Annotated in this window: 16 protein-coding genes and 1 pseudogene; 9 read left to right on the top strand and 8 right to left on the bottom strand. The window is 68.0% G+C overall.

The features are described from left to right. Position 1 precedes the first annotated feature (1 nt). Together EBB59_RS09175 and EBB59_RS09170 are read right to left on the bottom strand one after the other, a co-directional pair. Positions 2 to 514 (bottom strand): SixA phosphatase family protein, encoded by a 513-nt coding sequence (locus tag EBB59_RS09175; protein ID WP_122101861.1) that lies wholly within the window; start codon positions 512 to 514, stop codon positions 2 to 4. 55 nt (positions 515 to 569) lie between these two features. Next, positions 570 to 1202: a ParA family protein gene (locus EBB59_RS09170; RefSeq protein WP_122101860.1), complete on the bottom strand. Its 633-nt coding sequence runs from the start codon at positions 1200 to 1202 to the stop codon at positions 570 to 572. Between the two features lie 93 nt (positions 1203 to 1295). On the opposite strand from EBB59_RS09170, the gene EBB59_RS09165 reads away from it, so the two are divergent. Then, positions 1296 to 2780 (top strand): AAA family ATPase, encoded by a 1485-nt coding sequence (locus EBB59_RS09165; RefSeq protein WP_122101859.1) that lies wholly within the window; start codon positions 1296 to 1298, stop codon positions 2778 to 2780. Positions 2781 to 2803: 23 nt separating this feature from the next. Here the strand turns inward: EBB59_RS09165 and EBB59_RS09160 are convergent, their stop codons facing one another. The 4 genes from EBB59_RS09160 to EBB59_RS09145 all read right to left on the bottom strand — a co-directional run bounded on the left by EBB59_RS09160 (position 2804) and on the right by EBB59_RS09145 (position 7827). Next, entirely contained in the window at positions 2804 to 3835 is a 1032-nt protein-coding gene (locus EBB59_RS09160) for a fimbrial protein (RefSeq protein WP_122101858.1), read from the bottom strand. Next, positions 3826 to 6411: a fimbria/pilus outer membrane usher protein gene (locus tag EBB59_RS09155; RefSeq protein ID WP_245979212.1), complete on the bottom strand. Its 2586-nt coding sequence runs from the start codon at positions 6409 to 6411 to the stop codon at positions 3826 to 3828. The genes EBB59_RS09160 and EBB59_RS09155 overlap by 10 nt, the downstream gene beginning before the upstream one ends. Before the next feature lie 63 nt (positions 6412 to 6474). Beyond that, positions 6475 to 7203, bottom strand: coding sequence for a fimbrial biogenesis chaperone (locus tag EBB59_RS09150; RefSeq protein WP_122101856.1), 729 nt, complete (start codon positions 7201 to 7203; stop codon positions 6475 to 6477). An 84-nt stretch (positions 7204 to 7287) separates the two neighbouring features. Next, on the bottom strand, positions 7288 to 7827 hold the full coding sequence (locus tag EBB59_RS09145) for a fimbrial protein (protein WP_122101855.1): 540 nt from the start codon (positions 7825 to 7827) through the stop codon (positions 7288 to 7290). Between the two features lie 316 nt (positions 7828 to 8143). On the opposite strand from EBB59_RS09145, the pseudogene EBB59_RS09140 reads away from it, so the two are divergent. Both EBB59_RS09140 and yjjJ read left to right on the top strand, forming a co-directional pair. Next, positions 8144 to 11823: pseudogene (locus EBB59_RS09140) on the top strand (indolepyruvate ferredoxin oxidoreductase family protein). A gap of 231 nt (positions 11824 to 12054) precedes the next feature. Next, the gene (gene yjjJ, locus EBB59_RS09135) at positions 12055 to 13440 is read left to right on the top strand and encodes a type II toxin-antitoxin system HipA family toxin YjjJ (protein WP_122101854.1); all 1386 of its coding nucleotides are present in this window, start codon (positions 12055 to 12057) and stop codon (positions 13438 to 13440) included. Positions 13441 to 13474: 34 nt separating this feature from the next. On the opposite strand, the gene EBB59_RS09130 is transcribed toward yjjJ, so the two are convergent. Together EBB59_RS09130 and EBB59_RS13830 are read right to left on the bottom strand one after the other, a co-directional pair. After that, the gene (locus EBB59_RS09130; RefSeq protein ID WP_122101853.1) at positions 13475 to 14290 is read right to left on the bottom strand and encodes a murein L,D-transpeptidase catalytic domain family protein; all 816 of its coding nucleotides are present in this window, start codon (positions 14288 to 14290) and stop codon (positions 13475 to 13477) included. A gap of 384 nt (positions 14291 to 14674) precedes the next feature. Continuing rightward, positions 14675 to 15220 carry a riboflavin biosynthesis protein RibA gene (locus EBB59_RS13830; RefSeq protein WP_158601762.1) on the bottom strand — a complete coding sequence of 182 codons (546 nt, stop codon included), beginning with the start codon at positions 15218 to 15220 and terminating at the stop codon, positions 14675 to 14677. 168 nt (positions 15221 to 15388) lie between these two features. Between EBB59_RS13830 and EBB59_RS13825 the strand changes: the two genes are divergently transcribed. From EBB59_RS13825 to EBB59_RS09100, 6 genes are all read left to right on the top strand, one after another. Further along, positions 15389 to 15688: an I78 family peptidase inhibitor gene (locus EBB59_RS13825; protein WP_158601761.1), complete on the top strand. Its 300-nt coding sequence runs from the start codon at positions 15389 to 15391 to the stop codon at positions 15686 to 15688. Positions 15689 to 15793: 105 nt separating this feature from the next. Further along, the gene (gene hemN, locus EBB59_RS09120; protein WP_122101851.1) at positions 15794 to 17188 is read left to right on the top strand and encodes an oxygen-independent coproporphyrinogen III oxidase; all 1395 of its coding nucleotides are present in this window, start codon (positions 15794 to 15796) and stop codon (positions 17186 to 17188) included. 176 nt (positions 17189 to 17364) lie between these two features. Beyond that, positions 17365 to 18867: a copper-containing nitrite reductase gene (gene nirK / locus EBB59_RS09115; protein ID WP_122101850.1), complete on the top strand. Its 1503-nt coding sequence runs from the start codon at positions 17365 to 17367 to the stop codon at positions 18865 to 18867. 1 nt (position 18868) lies between these two features. Beyond that, positions 18869 to 19630, top strand: coding sequence for a formylglycine-generating enzyme family protein (locus EBB59_RS09110; RefSeq protein WP_122101849.1), 762 nt, complete (start codon positions 18869 to 18871; stop codon positions 19628 to 19630). Between the two features lie 25 nt (positions 19631 to 19655). After that, complete coding sequence (locus EBB59_RS09105; RefSeq protein WP_245979210.1) at positions 19656 to 20234, top strand: SCO family protein; 579 nt, start codon at positions 19656 to 19658, stop codon at positions 20232 to 20234. 113 nt (positions 20235 to 20347) lie between these two features. Continuing rightward, the gene (locus EBB59_RS09100) at positions 20348 to 21061 is read left to right on the top strand and encodes a helix-turn-helix domain-containing protein (RefSeq protein WP_122101890.1); all 714 of its coding nucleotides are present in this window, start codon (positions 20348 to 20350) and stop codon (positions 21059 to 21061) included. Positions 21062 to 21104: the final 43 nt, after the last annotated feature.

The following is a 21104-nucleotide window of genomic DNA, read 5'->3' as shown; positions in this document are numbered from 1 at the left end:
CTCAGGGGGCGTGGAAGGCTGCCAGCCGCACTCCACCCGTTTCGTCCGGCGCGCGCCCGTGCGCGGAGCGCAGCACGGCGATGCCGGCCGTCGGCATGCCCCGGGACGGCCGGGCAGGCGCCGCGTCCGCATCGAGGTGGGCAAGCAGGCGTTCGAGCCCGGGGTTGTGACCTATCAGCCAGATCCGCACGGGTGCCGAAGGATGAGCCATGGCGTCCGCCAGCACGGCCAACAGCGTGCCGGGGCTGGCCTCGTAGATGCGCGGTTCGAACTTCGCGTCGGGCAGTCGGCAACCGGCATCGAGCACGCCTTGCAGGGTTTCGCGGGTGCGGCGGGCCGGCGAGCAGAGCACCGCGTCCGGCATCGTCAGATGTTGGCGCAGCCACAGGCCGGCGGCGCGCGCCTCGGCTTGTCCCGTCGGCGAGAGCGCGCGCTCGATGTCCGTCTGCCGGTCGGTCATCGGCAGGGCATGGGCATGGCGCAGCAGCACCAGTTCAGTGGGGATATCGGTCATCGGACGGCTCGACCACGGGGTGGCGCAAGATTAACGGGCCAACGCATGGCCGGTGTCAACGCGGGCGGTACAGCCAGCGCAGCAATGGGGTCCAATCCTCGCGATGCCGGCGCACCGCGCTCGTTTCGTAGTCGAACAGGCTGCGGCCCAGGCCGGTCAGCAACACGTAGGACTGGCTATCGCGCAGTTCGGCCACCAATGGCACGCCCCAACCGCGCAGCACTTCCATGGCCTGTTGCGAGGTGCGCGTCCATGGCTTCAGCTTGTTGCCGACCAAGGCCACCGGCAGCTCGCCCTTGCGCATCCGCGGATGCTTGGCGAGACCGTTCAGGAAGGGCACGGTGGCCTCGATGTCCAACGCCGAGGGCGGGACCGGGATCACCACCGCGGCGGCGGCGTCGAGAAACTTGTCCAGGTCGCCCGGCATGGCGCCCGCCGGGGCATCGACGATCACCCGCCGGGTGTCCTCCGGGATGCGTTTGGCCCATGCCTTGCGGGTACCGTCGATCGGCAGCACCGCGCTTTCCAGCGCCGCCCGGCGCTCGGCCCAGCGGGTCGCCGACCCTTGCGCGTCGGCATCCACGAGCACCGTGTTCAACCCTTCGCACGCCGCCTGCGCCGCCAGATGGGTGGCGACCGTCGTCTTGCCGACGCCCCCTTTCGAGCTTGCCACCAGGATCGTTTTCATTGCCGTCCTCCGGATGGGAGCGCCAAGCCTAGCATCGCCCCGATGCGACGCCCGCGAAGGTTTACCATCGTCCGCATTCACACGGGCAGAGTCATGAGCGAGTTGCAGGACTTGGTCGCGCTGATCCGCGCCAACACCCCCCTGATCGTCATCGAGACGCCGGACGAGGCGCGGGCGGTTGCGCTGTTCAGGCAATCGCTGCTGCACGTCTGGCGCGCGCTGTGGCGCTGGTCGATCACCGAGGGACTGCGCCGGATCGACATCGACCGCGAGGACCCGAGCGCGGTCGCGCCCGATGCCTCCACCACGCTCGCCGCCATCCGCAACGCCGACCAGCGCGGCGTCTACCTGCTGCTCGACTTCCACCCGTACCTGCAATACGCCGCCACCCAACGCCTGTTGCGCGACATCGTGCAGCGGCGCGAATGCGAACCGCACGTGATCGTGATGATCGGCGCGAAGGTGGCGCTGCCGGCCGAATTGGAAGCGCTGGCCACCCATTTCACGCCGCGCCTGCCCGATGTCAACGCCTTGCTGAAGATCGTCCGGGAGGAAGCGACGCACTACACGCGCGAACACGGCGGCCGCCGGGTCGAGGCCAACGAGGAAGCCGTGCGGCAGATCGTGCGCAACCTGTCCGGGCTGTCGGAAACCGATGCCCACCGCATCGCCCGCCAACTCATCTTCCGCGATGGCGCCCTCGGCATGGACGACCTGCCGCAACTGGCGCGGCTGAAATTCGAGCTGCTCAACAAGAGCGGCCACCTGCACTACGAATACGACACCGTGCGCTTCTCCGAGGTGGCCGGCGCGCGCCGGTTGAAACGCTGGGTGGCGCAGCGCCGGCGCATCTTCACCGAAGGCCAAGCGCCGCCTGGCCTCGACCCGCCCAAGGGCGTACTTCTGCTCGGCGTGCAGGGCTGCGGCAAATCGATGCTGGCCAAGGCCATCGCCGGCGGCTTCGGCGTGCCGCTGGTGCGGCTGGATTTCGGCACCCTGTACGACAAGTACCACGGGGAAACCGAGAAGAACCTGCGCAGCGCGCTGGCTTCGACCGAACAACTCGCACCCTGCGTGCTGTGGATCGACGAAATCGAAAAGGGCTTGGCCGACAGCGGCGAGGGCGATGGCGGCGTCTCCCGGCGCGTGCTGGGCTACCTGCTGACCTGGATGGCCGAACGCAAGTCGCGGGTATTCCTGGTCGCCACCGCCAACCAGATCGACGCCTTGCCCGCCGAATTGCTGCGCAAGGGCCGCTTCGACGAAATCTTCTTCGTCGATCTGCCCGATGCCGAAACACGCGAGGCGCTGTTCCACCTGCACCTCGCGCGGCGCGGACTCGACCCCGCCGGCTTCGACCTGGCGGCGCTGGCGCGGGCCGCCACGGGGTTTTCCGGCGCCGAAATCGAACAGGCGATCGTCTCGGCGCTGTATGCCGCCCACGCCACCGACACGCCGCTCGGCGATTTCGGCCTGCGGCACGAACTGCGCGCCACCCGTCCGCTGTCGGTGCTGATGCGCGAACAGATCGACGCACTGCGCACCTGGGCGGCGGAACGCACCGTGCCGGCGGATTGAGCCATATCCCCAGGCTCCGGGCGTCAGTCGTAGGTGATGGTGAATGTCGCCGTCGCGTTCGCAAGACCGGCGCCGACCGCGCCGGCCCGGGTCTGCACGTAGCGGGCGCGCAACGGCAGGGCCAGGAGACTGGTGCCGGGACGGGTGGTGCCGATGGCGAGCGTCTCGCCGAATCTCACCGGCTGCTCGACGGCCCCGACGCGCCGCACCAGCTCGATGCCGATGCGGGTGGCGTTGTTGGCGCCGGGACTCAGACCAAGTACCCCGGGCATGCCGGAGCCGTCCTGCGCGCCATCCAGGCGGATGCCGATGCCGCTTTGATATCCGGCCAAATTGCTGCCCTGGCAATCGAGTTGAATATCGAAATCGCGGTTGGCCGCGCGCGTGCCTGGCCCCGTGAAAACGGTATTGGACACGCTGCCGAAATCGACCACGATGTTGCGGCTGCCGGCCCGCACCGTGCAGGTGGGGCTGACCACCGTGGTGCCGGTGCCGCTGAAGAACGAAACCAGCACGGGCCGGGCCGGCCCATCGCCATCGAAGTAGTAGGTGGTGAAACGGCCGCTTGGAGCGATCGGCCCGGAGCCGGTCCGCGCGGCGATCTTGACCAGTTCCACCCTGAAATTGCCGCCGGCCAAGCGCAGGCTGGAGCTGCCGAAGAAGTTGAGCGTATGCGGATAGTACGCCTTGACGCTGCCGGAATCGCGGTATACGCGGATGCCGACCCCCGCCACGTCCGTGTAATGAACATTGCTGAAGCCGGGTACCGAACGCTGCTGGGCGGCATTGACGTAGGCCCCCCTGGCACTGCCACCTCTGTTACAGGAAGCGATGTTGCTGCGCTCATTGATCGGCACCACCAGTTCCTTGATCACGGCGCCGAGCGGGGTGTCGGGCAGAATCACCACCCGCCCCATGTCCATTCGCACCTCCTGCGGGCGGAAGGCATAGGCGTTCACCCGGCAAGCGGCGCTGGCCTGCTGCGCCAGCGCCAGCCCGACCAGCGCCACGGCGCCGGCCAGCGCGCCGCGGGCGCGGATACGATTCATCGGCATGCTGCCTCCACATGGATGAGACCGGTCGACGCGGCATCGGCGCCGGCCGGTATCTGGTAATCGACCGTGCAGCGCTGGCTGGCGTCACCGCCCCATTCCACCTGCAAACGGCCACGATCCCGCTCGCTGCGCACGTACAGGCGGCCGCCCTGGCCAACCATGCCCAGCGGCTGGCCCCGCGCGTCCCTGACCTGGGCGCCGAACGGCGGCGCGCGCCCATCCGGGTTGCGCATCCGGATCAGCAGCGCCCGGCCCTTGCGGGTATTGAAGCGCAGATGACTGACCGCCCCGGCGAACGGCGCCACCGATTGGCTACTGCTCTCCAATTCGACCTCGTGCGACATGCCCGCCGGGTCCAGGGTGACGGTATTGAGCCGGTAGGGCGACACATACGGCACCACCGCGTAGCCGCGGCCATCGATGCGCAATCCCGGCATGTTGGAAACGAGCGCGCCGCGGGCGCCCGGCGCTTCGACCAGCGCCATGGTGTCGCCCCGTTGCGGGGCCAGGGTCACGCCGCCGGCGTGCAGCAGTAGGCTGCCATTGGCGCCGATGGTGGCCTGACGGAAATCCCTGAAATGACCATAGGACGCATTGAGCGCGGTATACCGGCTGCGGTATTCGGCATTGGCGATGGCGCTGGTGCCGGCCTCGCGGCTATTGGACAGGGCCAGGCCGTAGGTGAGGTTGTTGTCCACGCCCGCCGCGCCGGTGATGCTCACGCGACTGTCCCTGTAGCCTTGACGCCCACGCAGGCCCACGTCGGCATTGAGCGAAAGCGCGCGCGCGCCACGGCTCAACGGAACGCTCAGGCTGAGCAGATAACGCGTGTCGGCGCGGCCGGACAGCCCCTCCTCGCTACGGACGGCCGAAAAGCCGTAATTGAGCGAGCGCCAGGTGTTGTTGTAACCAAACTGGTATTGCTTGCTGGTGCCGAGGCGGTCGTAGAAATCGCGCACCGAGCCGGTCAGGTAGAACACGCCCCGGCGCGCGCCCAGCGGCTGGCTCATGGTCAGTTGGAACTGGCTGCGCTGGCGGCCCAAAAGATCGGGATTCAGGCCGCGCGCCTCGGCGTCGCGCGCCCGCAAGGCGTCTTGCAAGCCATGGAAGCCACGGGTGGAGTAACGGTAGGCGGCCAATGTCAGGTGAGTGCCGCTGCCGTTGATCAGCTTGGCGTAGCTCAGGCGCAGACTGGCGCCCCGCCGCCTGCCGGCCTGGCCCAGCCGGGTATCGGCATGGGTGAGATCGGCGGCGAAGGCGCCCACCGGCAGGGACAATCCAGCGCCATACAGCAGCGCGGCATGGCCCTCGCTCAGCGTGCCGCCGCCATACAGGGTGAGGCGGTTATTCACCCCGCGCTGGTAGGTGCCCTGCACCAGCCACGGGTCCTCGCGCGGAAAATCGCCACGCACCTGGCCGGCGGTCAACGCGTAGCGCGACACGCCCTGGCGCAGCATCTGCGGCACCGAGCCGAAGGGCACCTTGAATTCCCGACGCCGCCCGTCGGCCTCGATCACGCTCACCTCCAGGTCGCCGCCGTAGCCGGTCGGATACAGGTCATCGATGACGAAACCACCCGGCGCGACGGTGGCCGAATAGATCAGTTGCCGGTTCTGGTGAATTTCGACCCGGGCGTTGGTCTCGGCGATGCCGCGCACCACCGGCGCGTAGCCCCGCAGCGAGTCCGGCAACATACGCTCGTCGCTGGCCAGAGCAATGCCGCGATACCCGATGGAATCGAACAGCTCGCCACTGGTGAAGGATTCGCCCACCGTCAGCATGCCGCGTATCCGGGGCAGGGGACGCTGGGCATAGGTGGCGATGCGCTGCCAACGGCGACCGTCACCTTCGCGCCAGGTCAGGTTGGCGTTGTGACGGAACTGCCAGCCGCCCAGGTTCAATCCCGTGTTCAGGCCCAGATAGGCGCTGCGAGCGTGACCACCGCTTGCAAGACGGTTGTCGCTGTCCACCATGTTGAAGCTGTAGCCGACGAAGCCGGCATCGATGCCGCGGTCCCACAAGGCGGGATTGACGTAACCCCGCGCCTCGCGGCGCAGGAAAGCCTGCGGAATGCTCAGGTCGTAGCGCAGATTTCCGCTGTCGTAGATGCCGTAGGCATCGGCCATGCGCGCCTGCGCCGGCGTGCAGGCATCCTCGGGTCGGGCCGGCGCCGTGGCCTGCCCGGCCAGCACCGCGGCGCTGTCCACACCCAGTTCCTCCAGCAGCGGCAGGCTCAGGCAGGCATCGACGCGGCCCTGCGCATCGGCCCCGAACTCCAGGTCGCGGCGCCCCCGCCAGGCGCCGTTGACATATATGTCGACGCGATAAGTGCCGGCCGCCAGCGGATTGCCGTCGCTGAATGCCGACAGGTCCATCCGCCGGGCCTGGCCGGAGAGGAAGCCGGCATCGAAGCGCACCGATTCGCGCGCGTCAACGGCGCTGTTTCGCGCCAGTAGGGCCTGTTCGCCGAGGTTGGCCGACGCGGCCGGAGCCGCCGCCCACCCCGGACCGGACGCGCCCGCCATCAACAGGGACAGGGCGCACCACGCCGGCAATGTCGGTTTGTTGGCAATCAAGATGCCCCCTTCGCAATATCAAAGTCGCACGGCGGCGATGGCGGGCGGGATCGCCCGCCGCGATCAGCCGCCATCGTCCAGACGGATGGTTCGCTCGACCCGGCCGCCGTAATCGTTGATGGTCAGAAAGCGCACCCGGTCGGTACCGGCCGGCGCGGCGAATTCCAGGTGCCGCCACGGCGCGACCATCGTCCCCTGCGCTTCCACCACGCGTTCGCCGCCATCGGCGGCCAACGCGCGCACTTCCGCCAGGGTGACGTGATAAGGCGTGGGGTTTTCCACCCGCAGGCGGCCGCCGTCGCGACGCCAGCGCAACGCGGCCGGGGCTTCGTTGGCCTCACCGGCGAGCCCCGCCGGCCGATAGAAAAGTTTCAAACGCGAGCGGATCGCGATCTGGAGATAATTTTGCTCGCCCCCGGCGCTTTTTTCCGGCGACGGAGGCACGTCCAGCACGTTGAGCCAGAACAGCGATTCGCGGTCTGCCGGCAATGCCGCGCCGGAAAAGATCAGCCGCAGCGCCTGGCCCCGGCCCGGTTCGACACGGCTGATCGGCGGGGTCAACACGAATGGGGCGTCGCTGCCATCCGGGGTCTGCCTGGGATCGCCACTATCGACCCAAGCCTGGATCAGCGAGGGCGCGTCGCCGGTATTCGTCACCTGCACGGTGATCTCGCGCGCCTGGGCGGGATAAACCACCCGCGTGCCGTGAACCACCACGCCAGCCAGCGCATCGGGGCAAAGCAACGGCATGGACGCCGCCAGCAGCAGCGCCCGGAGGGAAAAGACTTTCATCGGAAACTACGCCTCTGGAAGGTATCGAAGACCACTGGCCGATGTGAGCCGCATCGACCAGTGGCGAAGCCCCGCCGCGATCACTTACTTATAGGTGATCGTGTACGCCACGCTGCCCTTGACCTCGCCAGCGGTGGTCGAGTTCGTGGCGTAGTACTCGGCGTAGTAATCCAGGGTGGCGTTGTTACTGGAATCCACGACAACCCACTGCGAATTCCCCTGCACTCCATCGGCGCCAGCCGCCTTCACCAGCAAGGGCATGCTATTCGCCCCCAGCAACTGAATCTGCACATTGCTGGCGGCACTGCTGGTGGCTTGGTTCTTCAGACGGCCAGTGGTGATATCAACGCCATCGCCTGGCTCGAAATAGGCGGCGACACTGCTGCTGGCCGTGCAGCCAGTCAGCTTGAGCGAAAATGGGGTACGACCAGCCGTTTTGCCGGCCGCGTTCAAAGTGGTTTTGGATACGGTGGGCAGGGCGACGGCCAGGTTCTTGCTGGCCGTGGAGATGGTGCAGGTCTTGTCGGTGATCTTGCCGGTGAAGGTGATGGTGCCATCGGCGGCGGAAGCGGCGACCGGGACGGTGGCCAGCAACAGGGCCGCGAGCAGGTTCTTTTGGCGCATTTGACTTGTCTCTCCAAAATTTAAGTAGGTGAAGAAGCGGCAAGGACACAGGCGGACGCCGACTGACTTCGCCGGGCATCACTTCCGTTAAGTCCACATGAGCGGGAATGGACGAACCCCCATCGCCATTCCGTGACGGAATCATAGATCAAAATGTGACGATCGTCATATATTTTTATGCCATTTTTGCTGTTCACCGGCCATCCGTATGGTTTCGGGGGGGGGGGCCGAGAACGCTTGTCCGCGCCGCGGCGGGCGGGCTCATCCACCATGGTTCCGACTCAGAATTCGCGGGTTTGCCAATTCGACGCAGCCAATGACCAGCCCCGCCGAAAACGCTCCCACCGAAACCACCGGGCGGCCTCTCCGCGCCCTCCAGGACCCGGATTACACCCTCGACGACAAGTACGCCCGCACCGAGGGGCGCGTCTACCTTTCCGGCGCGCAGGCGCTGGTACGGCTGCCGATGATGCAGCGGCTGCGCGATGTCGCCGCCGGGCTGGACACGGCCGGTTTCGTCTCTGGCTACCGCGGCTCGCCGCTGGGCGGATTCGACCTGGAGCTGTGGCGGGCCAGGCAGTACCTCGAAAAGCACCACGTCACCTTCAAGCCGGGCCTCAACGAGGATCTGGGCGCGACTATGGCCTGGGGCACGCAGCAGACCCCGCTGTTCCCCGGCGCCAAGGTCGATGGCGTGTTCGGCATGTGGTACGGCAAAGGGCCGGGAGTGGACCGCTGCGGCGACGTGTTCAAGCACGCCAACGCCGCCGGCGCCTCGAAGCACGGCGGCGTGCTGGCGCTGGCCGCCGACGACCATGCCTGCCGCAGCGCCACCCTGCCGCACGGCTCCGAGCACGAATTCGTCAGCGCGATGATGCCGGTGCTGAACCCGGCCGGCGTGCGGGACATCCTGGAGATGGGGCTGCTGGGCTTCGCCATGAGCCGCTTCACCGGGCGCTGGATCGGCTTCAAGACCATCGCCGAGACGGTGGAATCCTCGGCTTCGGTGGACGTGAACCCGTTCGCGCGGAGCATCGTCCTGCCCGGCGACGACGCGTTCGAGATGCCCGAGGGCGGCCTCAACATCCGTTGGCCGGACCCGCCGCTGGAGCAAGAGATACGCCTGCACCGTTATGCGGTGAAGGCGGCCCAGGCGTTCGCGCGGGTCAACCGCATCGACCGCATGGTGATCGACTCGCCCGGCGCCCGGCTCGGCATCACCACCACCGGCAAGAGCTATCTGGACGTGTTACAGGCACTGGAATACCTGGGCCTGGATGCGCGCGCCTGCGCCGATCTCGGCATCCGCCTCTACAAGATCGGCATGACCTGGCCGCTGGAGCCCACCGGCATCCGCGCCTTCGCGCGCGGCTTGCAGGACATCCTGGTGGTGGAGGAAAAACACAGCTTCATCGAAAGCCAGATGAAGGAACTGTTCTACAACTTCGAAGGCGAGCAGCCCGGCATCGTCGGCAAATACGACGAGTCGGGCGAATGGATCCTGCCCTCCACCGGCGAACTCACGCCGGCGCGCATCGCCGGGGTGATCGCCCGGCGTCTCCAGCGCTTCCACGACTCCGAGCGCATCCGCCAGGTACTGGCGTGGATGGATTCGAAGGAAGGCGAACTGGCGCTGCCGCGCGCCGACTTCCCGCGCGTGCCGCATTACTACTCGGGCTGCCCGCACAACACCTCGATCCGGGTCCCGGAAGGCAGCCGCGCGATGGCCGGTATCGGCTGCCATTACATGGTGACGTGGATGGACCGCGACACCGACACCTTCACCCACATGGGCGGCGAGGGCGTGACCTGGGCCGGGCAGGCGGCGTTCACCGAGACGCCGCACGTATTCCAGAACCTGGGCGACGGCACCTATTTCCACAGCGGCTCGCTGGCGATCCGCCAGTCGGTCGCCGCCGGCGTCAACATCTCCTACAAAATCCTCTACAACGACGCGGTGGCGATGACCGACGGCCAGCCGGTGGACGGCGTGCCGCAGATCGCGCACCAGGTGCTGAGCGAAGGCGTCAACACCATCGTGTTGCTCTCCGACGACATCACCCGGTGGACGCGCCAGCGTCACCTGTTCCCAAGGAAAGTGGAATTCCACGACCGCCGGGACCTGGACGAAGTGCAGGAGAAACTACGCAAGGTCGAGGGCGTCAGCGTGCTGATCTACGAACAGACCTGCGCCACCGAGAAGCGCCGCCGCCGCAAGCGCGGCAAGCTGGCCGACCCGCCCAAGCGGGTGATGATCAACACCCTGGTCTGCGAAGGCCGCGGCGATTGCGGCAAGCAATCGTTCTGTGTCTCGGTGCTGCCCAAGGACACCGAATTCGGCCGCAAGCGCGAGATCGACCAGTTCAACTGCAACAAGGACTTCTCCTACGTCGAGGGCTTCTGCCCCAGCTTCGTCACCGTGCACGGCGGCCAGCCGAGAAAAGGCGGCAAGGCCGATGCCGGCGCGCGGCTGGCGCACCTGCCCGACCCGGTCGTCGCAAGCGACCTGGCGCGCCCCTGGAACATCCTCATCACCGGCGTCGGCGGCACCTGCGTGGTGACCATCGGCGCGCCGCTCGGCATGGCCGGGCACCTGGAAGGCAAGGGCGCGACCAGACCGGCCTGGCGCAGAAGGGCGGCACCGTCACCACGCACATCCGCATCGCGGCAACCCCGGCCGACATCCATGCCGTACGCCTCGCCGCCGGCGAGGCCGATCTGGTGCCGGGCTGCGACATGGGGGTGGTGAACGACTACTGGGCGCTCTCCAAGGTGCGCGCCGGCCGCACCGCCGTGGTGCTGAACCGCTACGAGGCCATGCCCGGCACCTTCACCACCCGCCCCGACATGCAGTTCCCCGCCGCCGACATCGTGGCCGCGGTAGGCACCGCGCTTGAGGGCGGCGAGCCGCTGACGGTCGATGCCACCGGGCTGGCCACGGCGCTGCTGGACGATGCCATCACCGCCAACCTCTTCATGCTCGGCTACGCCTGGCAGCGCGGGCTGGTGCCGTTGGCGTTCGAGTCGCTGATGCGGGCCATCGAGCTGAACGGCGCCGCCGTGGCGATGAACAAGACCGCCTTCGCCTGGGGCCGCCTGGCCGCCATCGACCTCCCGGCGGTGATCGCGGCCGCCGGCGTCGTCAGCAACGCCACCACCACCGCCGAGAAGAAACCGCACGCGTTGCCGCTCCTGGCCCCGACCGCCAACGAGGGCCACGAATCCGGCCTGTCGCCGCGACCCTCGCCGCGCGACGGGGACGAGCTGCGCCACCTCCCCGCGCATGGCGACGGGAACGTCGCCTTCCCGCCGCTGGACGACCTTCGCCTGTCGCGCTCGCTGGAAGAGATCATCGAGCGCCGCGTCGCCTTTCTCACCGACTACCAAAATGCCGGCTACGCACGCCGCTACCGCGACTTCGTCGACAAGGTGCGTCAGGCGGAAGAACGACGCGCGCCCGGCTCCACCGACCTGTCGGAGGCGGTCGCCCGTTATTTCTTCAAACTGATGGCCTACAAGGACGAATACGAAGTGGCGCGGCTTTACGCCTCGCCGGCGTTCAAGCGCCGCCTGGCGCAGCAGTTCGAAGGCGATTACCGCTTGCGCTTCCACCTCGCCCCGCCACTGTTCGCCCGGCGCAACGCCAAGGGCCAACTGTCGAAGCGGGAATACGGCCCATGGATGCTGCGCGCCTTCGGCCTGCTGGCGAAGATGAAGGGCCTGCGCGGCGGCGCGTTCGACCTCTTCGGCCGCACCGCCGAACGGCGGATGGAACGCCGGTTGATCGCCGATTACGAAGCGACGATCGGCGGCCTGCTCGACCAACTCGATGGCGACAACCTCGCCCTCGCCGTGGAAATCGCCTCGATCCCCGAGCACATCCGCGGCTTCGGCCACGTCAAGGAAGCGCACGTCGAACGAGCCAGGACCCGCGAGGCCGAACTGCTCGGGAAATGGGCGAATCCACCGCGAGACGCGCGGGTGCGGGCGAGCTGAAGCATCGCCACCATCGCATGGACGAACCAACACCCCGCCCATCGCGGGGCGTTCCATTTATCCAAGTATCTATTCATGAATTTACAGAAATTTCTCCCAAGCCGTTGATTCATATGAACAGGAGCCGGTAGTATCGATTCAAGTATCTATTCATTGAAATCGCATCGGAATCCATGTCGAAGAGTCCGCGAGGATTTTTCTCCGGTATCGGCAGCCTATCCATTCACCGCCATGCCCCAGCCAGAACGCCTCCCGCTGCTCGAAGCCCGCCTGCGCCAGGGCGGCCCGCAACCGGCCAGTGCGCTGGCCGCCGCGCTTGGGGTCAGCCAACCGACGCTCTCGCGCGCGCTGCGGCCCGCGCTGGCGGACGGACGCATCGCCAGGATCGGCCGGGCCCGCGCCACCCGCTACGCCCTGACCCGCCCGGTGGCCGCGCTGGGCCGGCACTGGCCGCTGTACCGGCTGGACGCCCAGGCCCGACCGGAACGGCTGGGCGAACTGCACGCCCTGCACGGCGACGCGATGTGGCTCGCCCCCGACCGGCCGCTGCCGGCGCTCATGCACGAGGACGCCCGCAACGGCCTGTACCCCGGCCTGCCGTGGTTCCTCGACGACCAGCGGCCACAAGGTTTCCTGGGCCGCGCCTTCGCCCGCCGCGTCGCCGCCGACATCGGCGCGCCAGCTGATCTCACCGTCTGGCGGCCGGACGATTACCTCGCCGCCCTACTGCGCTTCGGCGAGGACGCGCCCGGCGACCTGATCCTGGGCGATGCCGCGCTGGAACGCGCGCTCGGTGAAAGCCTATCGCCAAGCGACGCGCTCACCCCGGACGAGCGCCCGGAACGCTATCCGGCCCTGGCCCTGGCCAGCCTGAGCGGCGAGGAAATCGGCTCCTCCGCCGGTGGCGAGCAGCCCAAGTTCACCGCGATCTTGCGCGAGGCGGACGGCCACCGCCCGGTGATCGTCAAGTTCAACGAAGCGGCCGACACCCCCTCGGCCCGGCGCTGGGCCGACCTGCTACGCACCGAACACCTGGCCGGGGAAATCCTGCGCCGGCATGGACTGGCCGCCGCGCGCACCGGCCTTTTCAAGGCGGCCGGCCGGGTATTCCTCGAATCGACCCGCTTCGACCGCACCCCGGTGCTGGGCCGGCGCGGGCTGGTGTCGCTGGGCGCGCTGGATGCCGCCTTCTACGGCCACGGCCGCATCGACTGGCCGCGCTTCGCCCCGGCGCTGGTCGAAGACGGCTGGCTGACGCCCGCCGACGGCGAACGGCTGGCCCTTTACGGCTGGTTCGGCACGCTCATCGGCAACAACGACATGCACCTCGGCAACGCCGCACTGATCCTCGCCGACCAGCGCCCGCTGGCGCTGGCGCCCTGCTACGACATGCTGCCGATGCGCTTCCGCCCCAATCCCCAGGGCGAAGTGGTTCCGCGCGATTACGAAATCACCCCGCCACTGCCAACCCAGCTCGGCGCGTGGCGGCAAGCGGCACGGATGGCGCGGGATTTCTGGCGGGCGGTGGAAAACGAAGCGGCGGTCAGTGACGGCTTCAAGCCCATCGCGCGGCAGGCGCTCGCGACGCTTGAGGCCGCCTTGCGGCGGTTCGGCTGAACTGAACCGCGCGCTTCGCCGGAGCGGGAGTTCGCTACGGGGCGGCGGTCGCCACCGCGCTCGCGACGCCGCTTCGGATCGCCCGCGCATCGGCGACGATCCGCCGCGCGCTGAAGCCCGACTTGCAGCCGAAATGACGCGAGCCTTGCAGCCAATCGCCTTGTTCGGCGTAGGCGAACAGCAATTGATTGCCCTTGAGCGTGTCGATCACCTGGCGGGCGATGCCCTGGCGCAGCGCCGGACAGCCTTGGCTGCGGCCGAGCCGGCCTTGCCTGGCGATGAGATCCGGCTCGGCATACCAGGCCCCGTGCATGACGATGGCGCGCTGGCGGGCGGCATCGTTGAAGCCGGCATCGAGGCCATCCATGCGCAGCGAATAACCGTTGGCGCCGATGTAGGTCTCGGCCGTGCGGTACAGGCCAAGGCTGGTCTGGTGACTGCCCTCGGCATTGGAGAAGCGGGTGGCGAAATTATCGCCACTGCCTTGCCCATGGGTGACGTGCTCGTGGTAGAGCAATTCGTCGCGGGCCAGATCGAACACCCATAGCCGCTTGGCGGTGGAGGGCTTGGAATAATCGATCACCGCCAGCTTGTCGCCCTCGCCGGCCTCGCCCGACGCCACGGCACAGGTCCTCGCCTCCAGCGCCAGCGCCAACACGCCGGGATCGGCATCGGGCGCCAGCCGCTCCAGCCGCTCCAGTTGCGACTGCCGCGGATCGATGGCCGGCACGGTGAGGACCGACGCCCGCACCACCGGCGCCGGAGCGACGACGTGCTGCGTGGGCGCGGTGGTGCAACTCACCAGCGTGGACGCGGCCAGCGCGGTGAAGACGGCGTGAAGTTTTTTCATGCGCGGCAAGATACAGGCACAAGTGCTTGATTTGCATGAATAGGCATCGGCCGGCGCGCCGTTTCACCGTCATCGTTACGGAGCGGCGGGCATTTCGCCCCGGACGCATCGCCCGAACACATGGGCCGGATCACCAACCGGCGCGCCGGGCCGCCACCACGACACGCATCGACCAAGCGCCGCGCGCGGGAGGTGCCGATACGGGACGAAACATCCCGGCATCCACGCCGGCGCGCGCGGCAAGGCGTTTCCGCACGGATCGGCCCATCGGGCCGGGAAGCCTGGACATCCGCGCCGGCGCGCGACAAGGCGTTCCGCACGGATCGACCCGTCCGGCCAAAAAGCCAAGCCATCCACGCCGGCGCGCGGCAAGGCCGCGCCCGGTCAGAGCGTCGATACCACCTCGCCGCTCTGCGCTTCCAGGAAGCGGCGGGCTGCATCGCGCTGATCGTGGTCGAGGGCATGCACCACCACGGCGCTGCGGCCTTCGCCCATCGCCTCCCGCACCATGACGATGTAAGCATCGTGGTCGGGGCGCAAGGTGACGAGACCGGCCAGCAGCAGGCCGAATACCGCACCGAACACGATGAACATGGCCAGCGTGATGCCGCCGGTGGTGAGGATCAAGGTGACGCCCAGCGCGCGCAGCAGCAGCCACAGCAGCGCCCCCAGCACCGCACCGGCGATGCCCAGCTTGGCGTGCGCACGGATCATGGTGAGGAAGATGCCGTGACTCTCCGGCTGAAGTTTGCGGCCGGGGTTGGGCTCGCCCGGGGCGATCACCCGTACCTGGGCGTCCGGCAGTCCCAGCGACTGCCGCAGTTGGCGGGCGACCTCGGTGGCGACCGGCAGGCTGGAAAACACCGCCGCCACCTTGCTCGATGCTTGTTCGGCCACCAGGCCGCCGGTGTTGCGTGCGTTTTCGTTCATATGCGTGTTCCTCGGCGCGCGGGGGAGCCGCCAGCCTGCGCGGCGCCTCCTGCAACAAGCGTGAAAATCGCGCTTTTCGCCGCAACGGTTCAGTTTGGGCGGCCCGTGTTGACCCGCCGGCAACACCGGCCGCGCAACACTGGCCGCCCCAGCGTCACAGGAGCGTCCATGCGTATTCGCGCGCCGTTTTCCATCCTCGCCGCCGCCTGCCTTTCGGCCTGCGCGGCCGCGCCCGGGCGGCCGGCCACGGCGTCCCGGCCCACCGGCCACTGCGACACCGCCCGCGTCGGCCAGTTCATCGGCAAGATGGCGGACGCCAAGACCGGCGAGCAGGCGCGCATCGCCGCCGGCGCCCGGCGGGTACGCGTGCTCGGCGCGAACGATCCGGCCACCATGGATTACGACGACAGCCGTCTCAACGTGCTGCTGGACGAACGCAACGTGGTGATCGAGCTGACCTGCGGCTGACGCCATAGCGGTTCCGCGCGGGCCTTCCGGCCTGCCCGCGCGGGGCCATGACGCGGATTGACCCGCATCAAGGCCGCCACTCACCCGATGCGGCACTCTCCCGGCATGACTGTTTTCGCCTCTCCCGAACCCGACCTGCTGCGCCGGTACGACAAGCCGGGACCGCGCTATACCTCCTACCCCACCGCACCACAATTCGGCGCCGGTTTCGGCGAAACCGAGCTGCGCGGGGTGATCACCGAAAGCAACGGCGACCCGATTCCCCGCCGGCTCTCGCTCTATGTCCACGTGCCGTATTGCATGAGTCCGTGCTTCTATTGCGGCTGCAACCGCATCATCACCCGCGACCTCTCGAAAAGCGCGCCGTACATCGAACGGCTGAAGCGCGAGATCGACATGATCGCGCCCCTGTTCGACCGCGACCGCGAGGTGATCCAGTTGCATTTCGGCGGCGGCACGCCCAACTTCTTCACGCCGGCGCAGCTGCGCGGGATCATCGACGAGATGCGCCGGCAATTCCGTTTCTCCGACGCCCCCGACCGCGACATCTCGATCGAACTCGACCCGCGCTTCGTCAACCCGGCCGACATCGGCGAGCTGGCGGAGATCGGCTTCAACCGCGCCAGCCTGGGCGTGCAGGATTTCAACCCGGAAGTGCAGAAGGCGATCAACCGCATCCAGGGCGTAGAGGAAACCCGCGCGGTGATCGAGGCGTGCCGGGAACACGGCTTCCATTCGGTGAACGTCGATCTGATCTACGGGCTGCCCAAACAGACCCTCGAAGGCTTCGCCGAGACTCTGGACAAGGTCGTCGCGCTGCGCCCGGACCGCCTCGCCGTCTACAGCTATGCCCACCTGCCCGAACTGTTCAAGCCGCAACGCCAGCTCAACGCCTACGACCTACCGAGCGCCGACACCAAGATCGCCCTGCTGCGGCTGGCGATCGACAAGCTCGTCGCTGCCGGCTATGGCTACATCGGCATGGATCACTTCGCCCTGCCCGACGACGAACTGGCATTGGCCCAGGCGCGCGGCAGCCTGCATCGCAACTTCATGGGTTACACCACGCACGCCGACAGCGACCTGATCGGGCTGGGCGTGTCCTCGATCAGCCATATCGGCGAGAGCTTCAGCCAGAACCCGCGCACCCTGCCGGAATGGGAACTGGCCATCGACGAAGGCCGCCTGCCGGTCTGGCGCGGGTTGACGATGGCGGAGGACGACGTGCTGCGTGGCGACCTGATCCAACAACTGATGTGCCACAGCCGGATCGACAAGGCCCGCTTCGAGCGCCGCTACGACATCGATTTCGACGCCTACTTCGCGGACGCCATCGAACGCCTGGCGCCGCTGGCCGAAGACGGCCTGGTGCGGCTGCACGAGGCCGCCATCGAGGCCACGCCGCGCGGGCGCTGGCTGCTGCGCAACATCGCGATGTGCTTCGATGCCTACCTGAGCCGGCCGGAGCCCGCCAGACAACGTTTCTCCAAGGCGATCTGACCCGTCGCGCCGCCCTTCCACGGCCGTCGCACCGACCCGGCGGCCCCCCGGAAGCACGCGAAAGCACACCGCGCCGGCCATCGAACCCGCTTCGACTTGATCTGCGTCATCGCCGCAGCGCGCCATGCGGCGCAGCATGGGTCCGCATAGCAACGCCATCCCGAGGGGAAAGCCAGATGAACCGCAAGACCTTGTGCCTCCTGATCGCCGCCACGCTCGCGCTCGGCGGCTGCAAACAGAATTCCGACACCGCCAAGCCCGCCGAGAGCCACGGCAAGACCGGCTCGGCCGCCGGCGATTTCGGCCCGCCGCAGGGCGAGCCGGTCAAGGCGGTACTGACCAGCCCGCCGCTGGTGCCGCCGGCCACCGGCCGCAGCGCGCCGGCCAAGGTGGTGGTGGAAATGGACGTGGTGGAAAAGGAAATGGAGATTTCCGAAGGCGTCACCTACACCTTCTGGACCTTCGGCGGCACCGTGCCCGGCAGTTTCATCCGCGTGCGCCAGGGCGACACGGTGGAATTCCACCTGCGCAACATGCCCGACAGCAAGATGCCCCACAACATCGACCTGCATGGCGTGACCGGCCCCGGCGGCGGCGCGGCCTCCAGCTTCACCGCGCCCGGCCACCAGACCCAGTTCACCTTCAAGGCGCTCAACGCCGGCCTGTACGTCTATCACTGCGCCACCGCGCCGGTGGGCATGCACATCGCCAACGGCATGTACGGCCTGATCCTGGTCGAACCGCCGGAGGGCCTGCCCAAGGTCGATCGCGAGTACTACGTGATGCAGGGCGACTTCTACACCACGGGCAAATACCGCGAAAAGGGACACCAGCCCTTCGACATGGAAAAAGCCATCGACGAGCATCCCACCTACGTGCTGTTCAACGGCAAGGAAGGCTCGCTCACCGGCGACAACGCGCTGAAGGCCAAGACCGACGAAACCGTGCGCCTGTACGTGGGCAACGGCGGCCCCAACCTGGTGTCGAGCTTCCACGTGATCGGCGAGATCTTCGACAAGGTCTGGTACGAAGGTGGCAAGCACTTCCAGGAAAACGTGCAGACCACGCTGATCCCGGCCGGCGGCGCGGCGATGATGGAATTCCACATGGAAGTGCCGGGCAGCTACGTGCTGGTCGATCACTCGATCTTCCGCGCCTTCAACAAGGGCGCGCTGGCGATCCTCCAGGCCGAGGGGCCGGAACGCAAGGAGATCTATTCCGGGCAGGAAGTGGACGAGGTCTACCTGGGCGACCAGGCCGCGCCCAACCGCCAGGCCGTCGCCACCGCCGCGGCATCGGCCAAGGCCGGCAACCTGACCCGCGAGGAACAGATCGCCGCCGGCAAGATCCTCTTCGCCGGCACCTGCTCGACCTGCCACGGCGCCGACGGCAAGGGCATGGAAGGCGTGTTCCCGCCGCTGGCCGGCTCCGACTACGTCAAGGCCAACCCGGGCCGCCTGCCGGAGATCATCCTGCACGGCTTGCAGGGGCCGGTGACGGTCAACGGCAAGGACTACAACTCGGTGATGCCGCCGATGGCGCAACTGACCGATGACGAAGTGGCCAACATCTCCACCTACGTCCTCAACAACTGGGGCAACCCCGGCGGCCAGGTGAGCAAGGAGCAGGCCGCCGCCGCGCGCAAGGCCAAGCCGAGCAACGCCTCGGGCGGGCACTGAGATGAAACGCGCCGCCCTCGTCATCGCGCTCGCCCTGCCACCGCCGGCCCCGGCCGCCGGCAACGACGGCTGGGTGCGGTTGCCGGGCGGCGAGTTCCGCTCCGCCCTGCAATATGAAGACAGCCGCGATGTCCGCATCGCGCCGTTCCAGCTCATGGAAACACCGGTGACCAACGCCGAGTTTCTCGCCTTCGTCCGCGCCCACCCGAAATGGCGGCGCGGGCGGGTGGCCGACACATTCGCCGAGCCGCGCTACCTGCAACACTGGGCCGGCCCCACCACGCTCGGGCCGAAGGCCGCGCCACAGCAGCCGGTGGTCAATGTCAGTTGGTTCGCCGCCGATGCCTACTGCAAGGCCCAGGGCGCGCGCCTGCCGAGCTGGGGCGAATGGGAATACGCCGCGGCCGCCGACGAAACCCGCCGCGACGCCCGCGCCGACCGCGTCTGGCGCGAGCGCATCCTGCACTGGTATTCGCGCTCCTCGAACGCGCCGCTGGCCCGGGTCGGCTTGCAGAACGCCAACGTCTACGGCGTGCGCGACCTGCATGGCCTGGTCTGGGAATGGACCGGCGACGCCTCCTCGCTCCTGGTGGACGTGGACAACCGCAAGCAGGGCGACGCCGACAAGGCCAAATTCTGCGGTGCCGGCGCGCTGTCGATGCGCGACCGCAACAACTACGCGGTACTGATGCGGGTCGCCATGCTCTCCTCGCTGACGGCCGATGACGTCACCGCCAACCTGGGTTTCCGCTGCGCCAAGTGACGCGCCGGGCCCGAAGGAGATGAAGATGAAATCCCGATTCGCCACCCTCGCGCTGGCCGCCGCCTTCGCCGCGCTGACGCCCGCCCATGCCGCGCCGCCATTGCCGGGCGATTCGGTCTACCAGCTCGACGCCCCCACCACCGACCAGGACGGCCGCGCCGCCACACTCGCCGCACGCCGCGGCCAGGTGCAGGTGGTGTCGATGTTCTATACCTCCTGCCGCTACATCTGCCCGTTGATCATCGACAGCGGCCTGGCCATCGAGAAACAGTTGACGCCGGCGGAAAAAGCCCGCCTGGGCGTCGTCCTGGTCAGCCTCGACCCGAAGCGCGACACCCCAGAAGCGATGCGCCGCATCGCCGAGCGCCGCCAGTTGGACACCACCCGCTGGGCGCTGCTGCGGCCGCGCCAGGAAGACGTCCGCGCGATCGCCGGCGTGCTCGGCATCCGCTACCGCGCCCTGGCCGATGGCGAATTCAACCACACCAGCGAGCTGGTGCTGCTCGACCGCGATGGCCGCATCCTCGCCCGCACCGCCAAGGTCGGCAGCGTGCCCGACCCAGAGTTCGTACGCGCGGTGAGGCGCGCGCTCGCCGCGCGTTGACCGCCCGCTAAGCCACGCCGAAAACGCGCGGCTATCATGGCGCCGTGAAGCCGATCCCGAATCCAGCCACACGCGGCGCCCTCGCCCTCAAGGTGCCACAGCCCCATGCCGGCATGGCCGACGATGGCGACGCCCTGCATTTCTGCTCCACCTGCGCCTTCTCCAGCGCCTGCCTGGCCGAGGGCTACCAGAAATCCGACCTGCGCGCGCTGCACGTCCTGGTCGATCACATCGGCCCGTTCGCCGAGGGCACCCTGCTGTTCAGCGAGGGCGAGCCGTTCAACGCCATCGCCGCGGTGCGCGCCGGCCTGGTCAAGACCTTCATCACCGACAGCCACGGTCGCGAGAAGATACTGGGCTTCTACCTGCCCGGCGAGATCATCGGCCTGGACGGCATCCACCACGACCGCTACCCCTGCAACGCGGTCGCGCTGGACACGGTGATGCTGTGCAATTTCTCCTTCCCGCAGATGGCGCTGCTCGCCACCCGCATGCCCGGCCTGCAACAGCAATTGTTCCGCCTGCTCTCGGCCGACATCGGCAAGGCCAACCTGCTGGCCGGCGATTTCAGCGCCGACGAGCGCATGGCCGCCTTCCTGCTCTCGCTCTCGCGCCGCTACGCCGAGCGCGGTTATTCCGCCACCCGCTTCCACCTGGCAATGCCACGCACCGACATCGCCAACTACCTCTCGCTGGCGGCGGAAACGGTGAGCCGGGTACTGAAGCGCTTCCAGACCGAGGGCCTGTTGCAGGTGGACCGACGCGAATTCGAGATCACCGACCTTGAACACCTGAGCGAACTGGCGCGCGACGTGCTGCGCGAATAGCCCCCGCCACGACGGCCGCATCGTTCGCGGCGGGCAGTCTTGA

Source organism: Solilutibacter pythonis, assembly GCF_003697345.1.
Classification (GTDB): domain Bacteria; phylum Pseudomonadota; class Gammaproteobacteria; order Xanthomonadales; family Xanthomonadaceae; genus Solilutibacter; species Solilutibacter pythonis.
The sequence above is the reverse complement of the archived record's forward strand: the minus strand, read 5'-3'. Positions and strand labels throughout refer to the sequence as shown.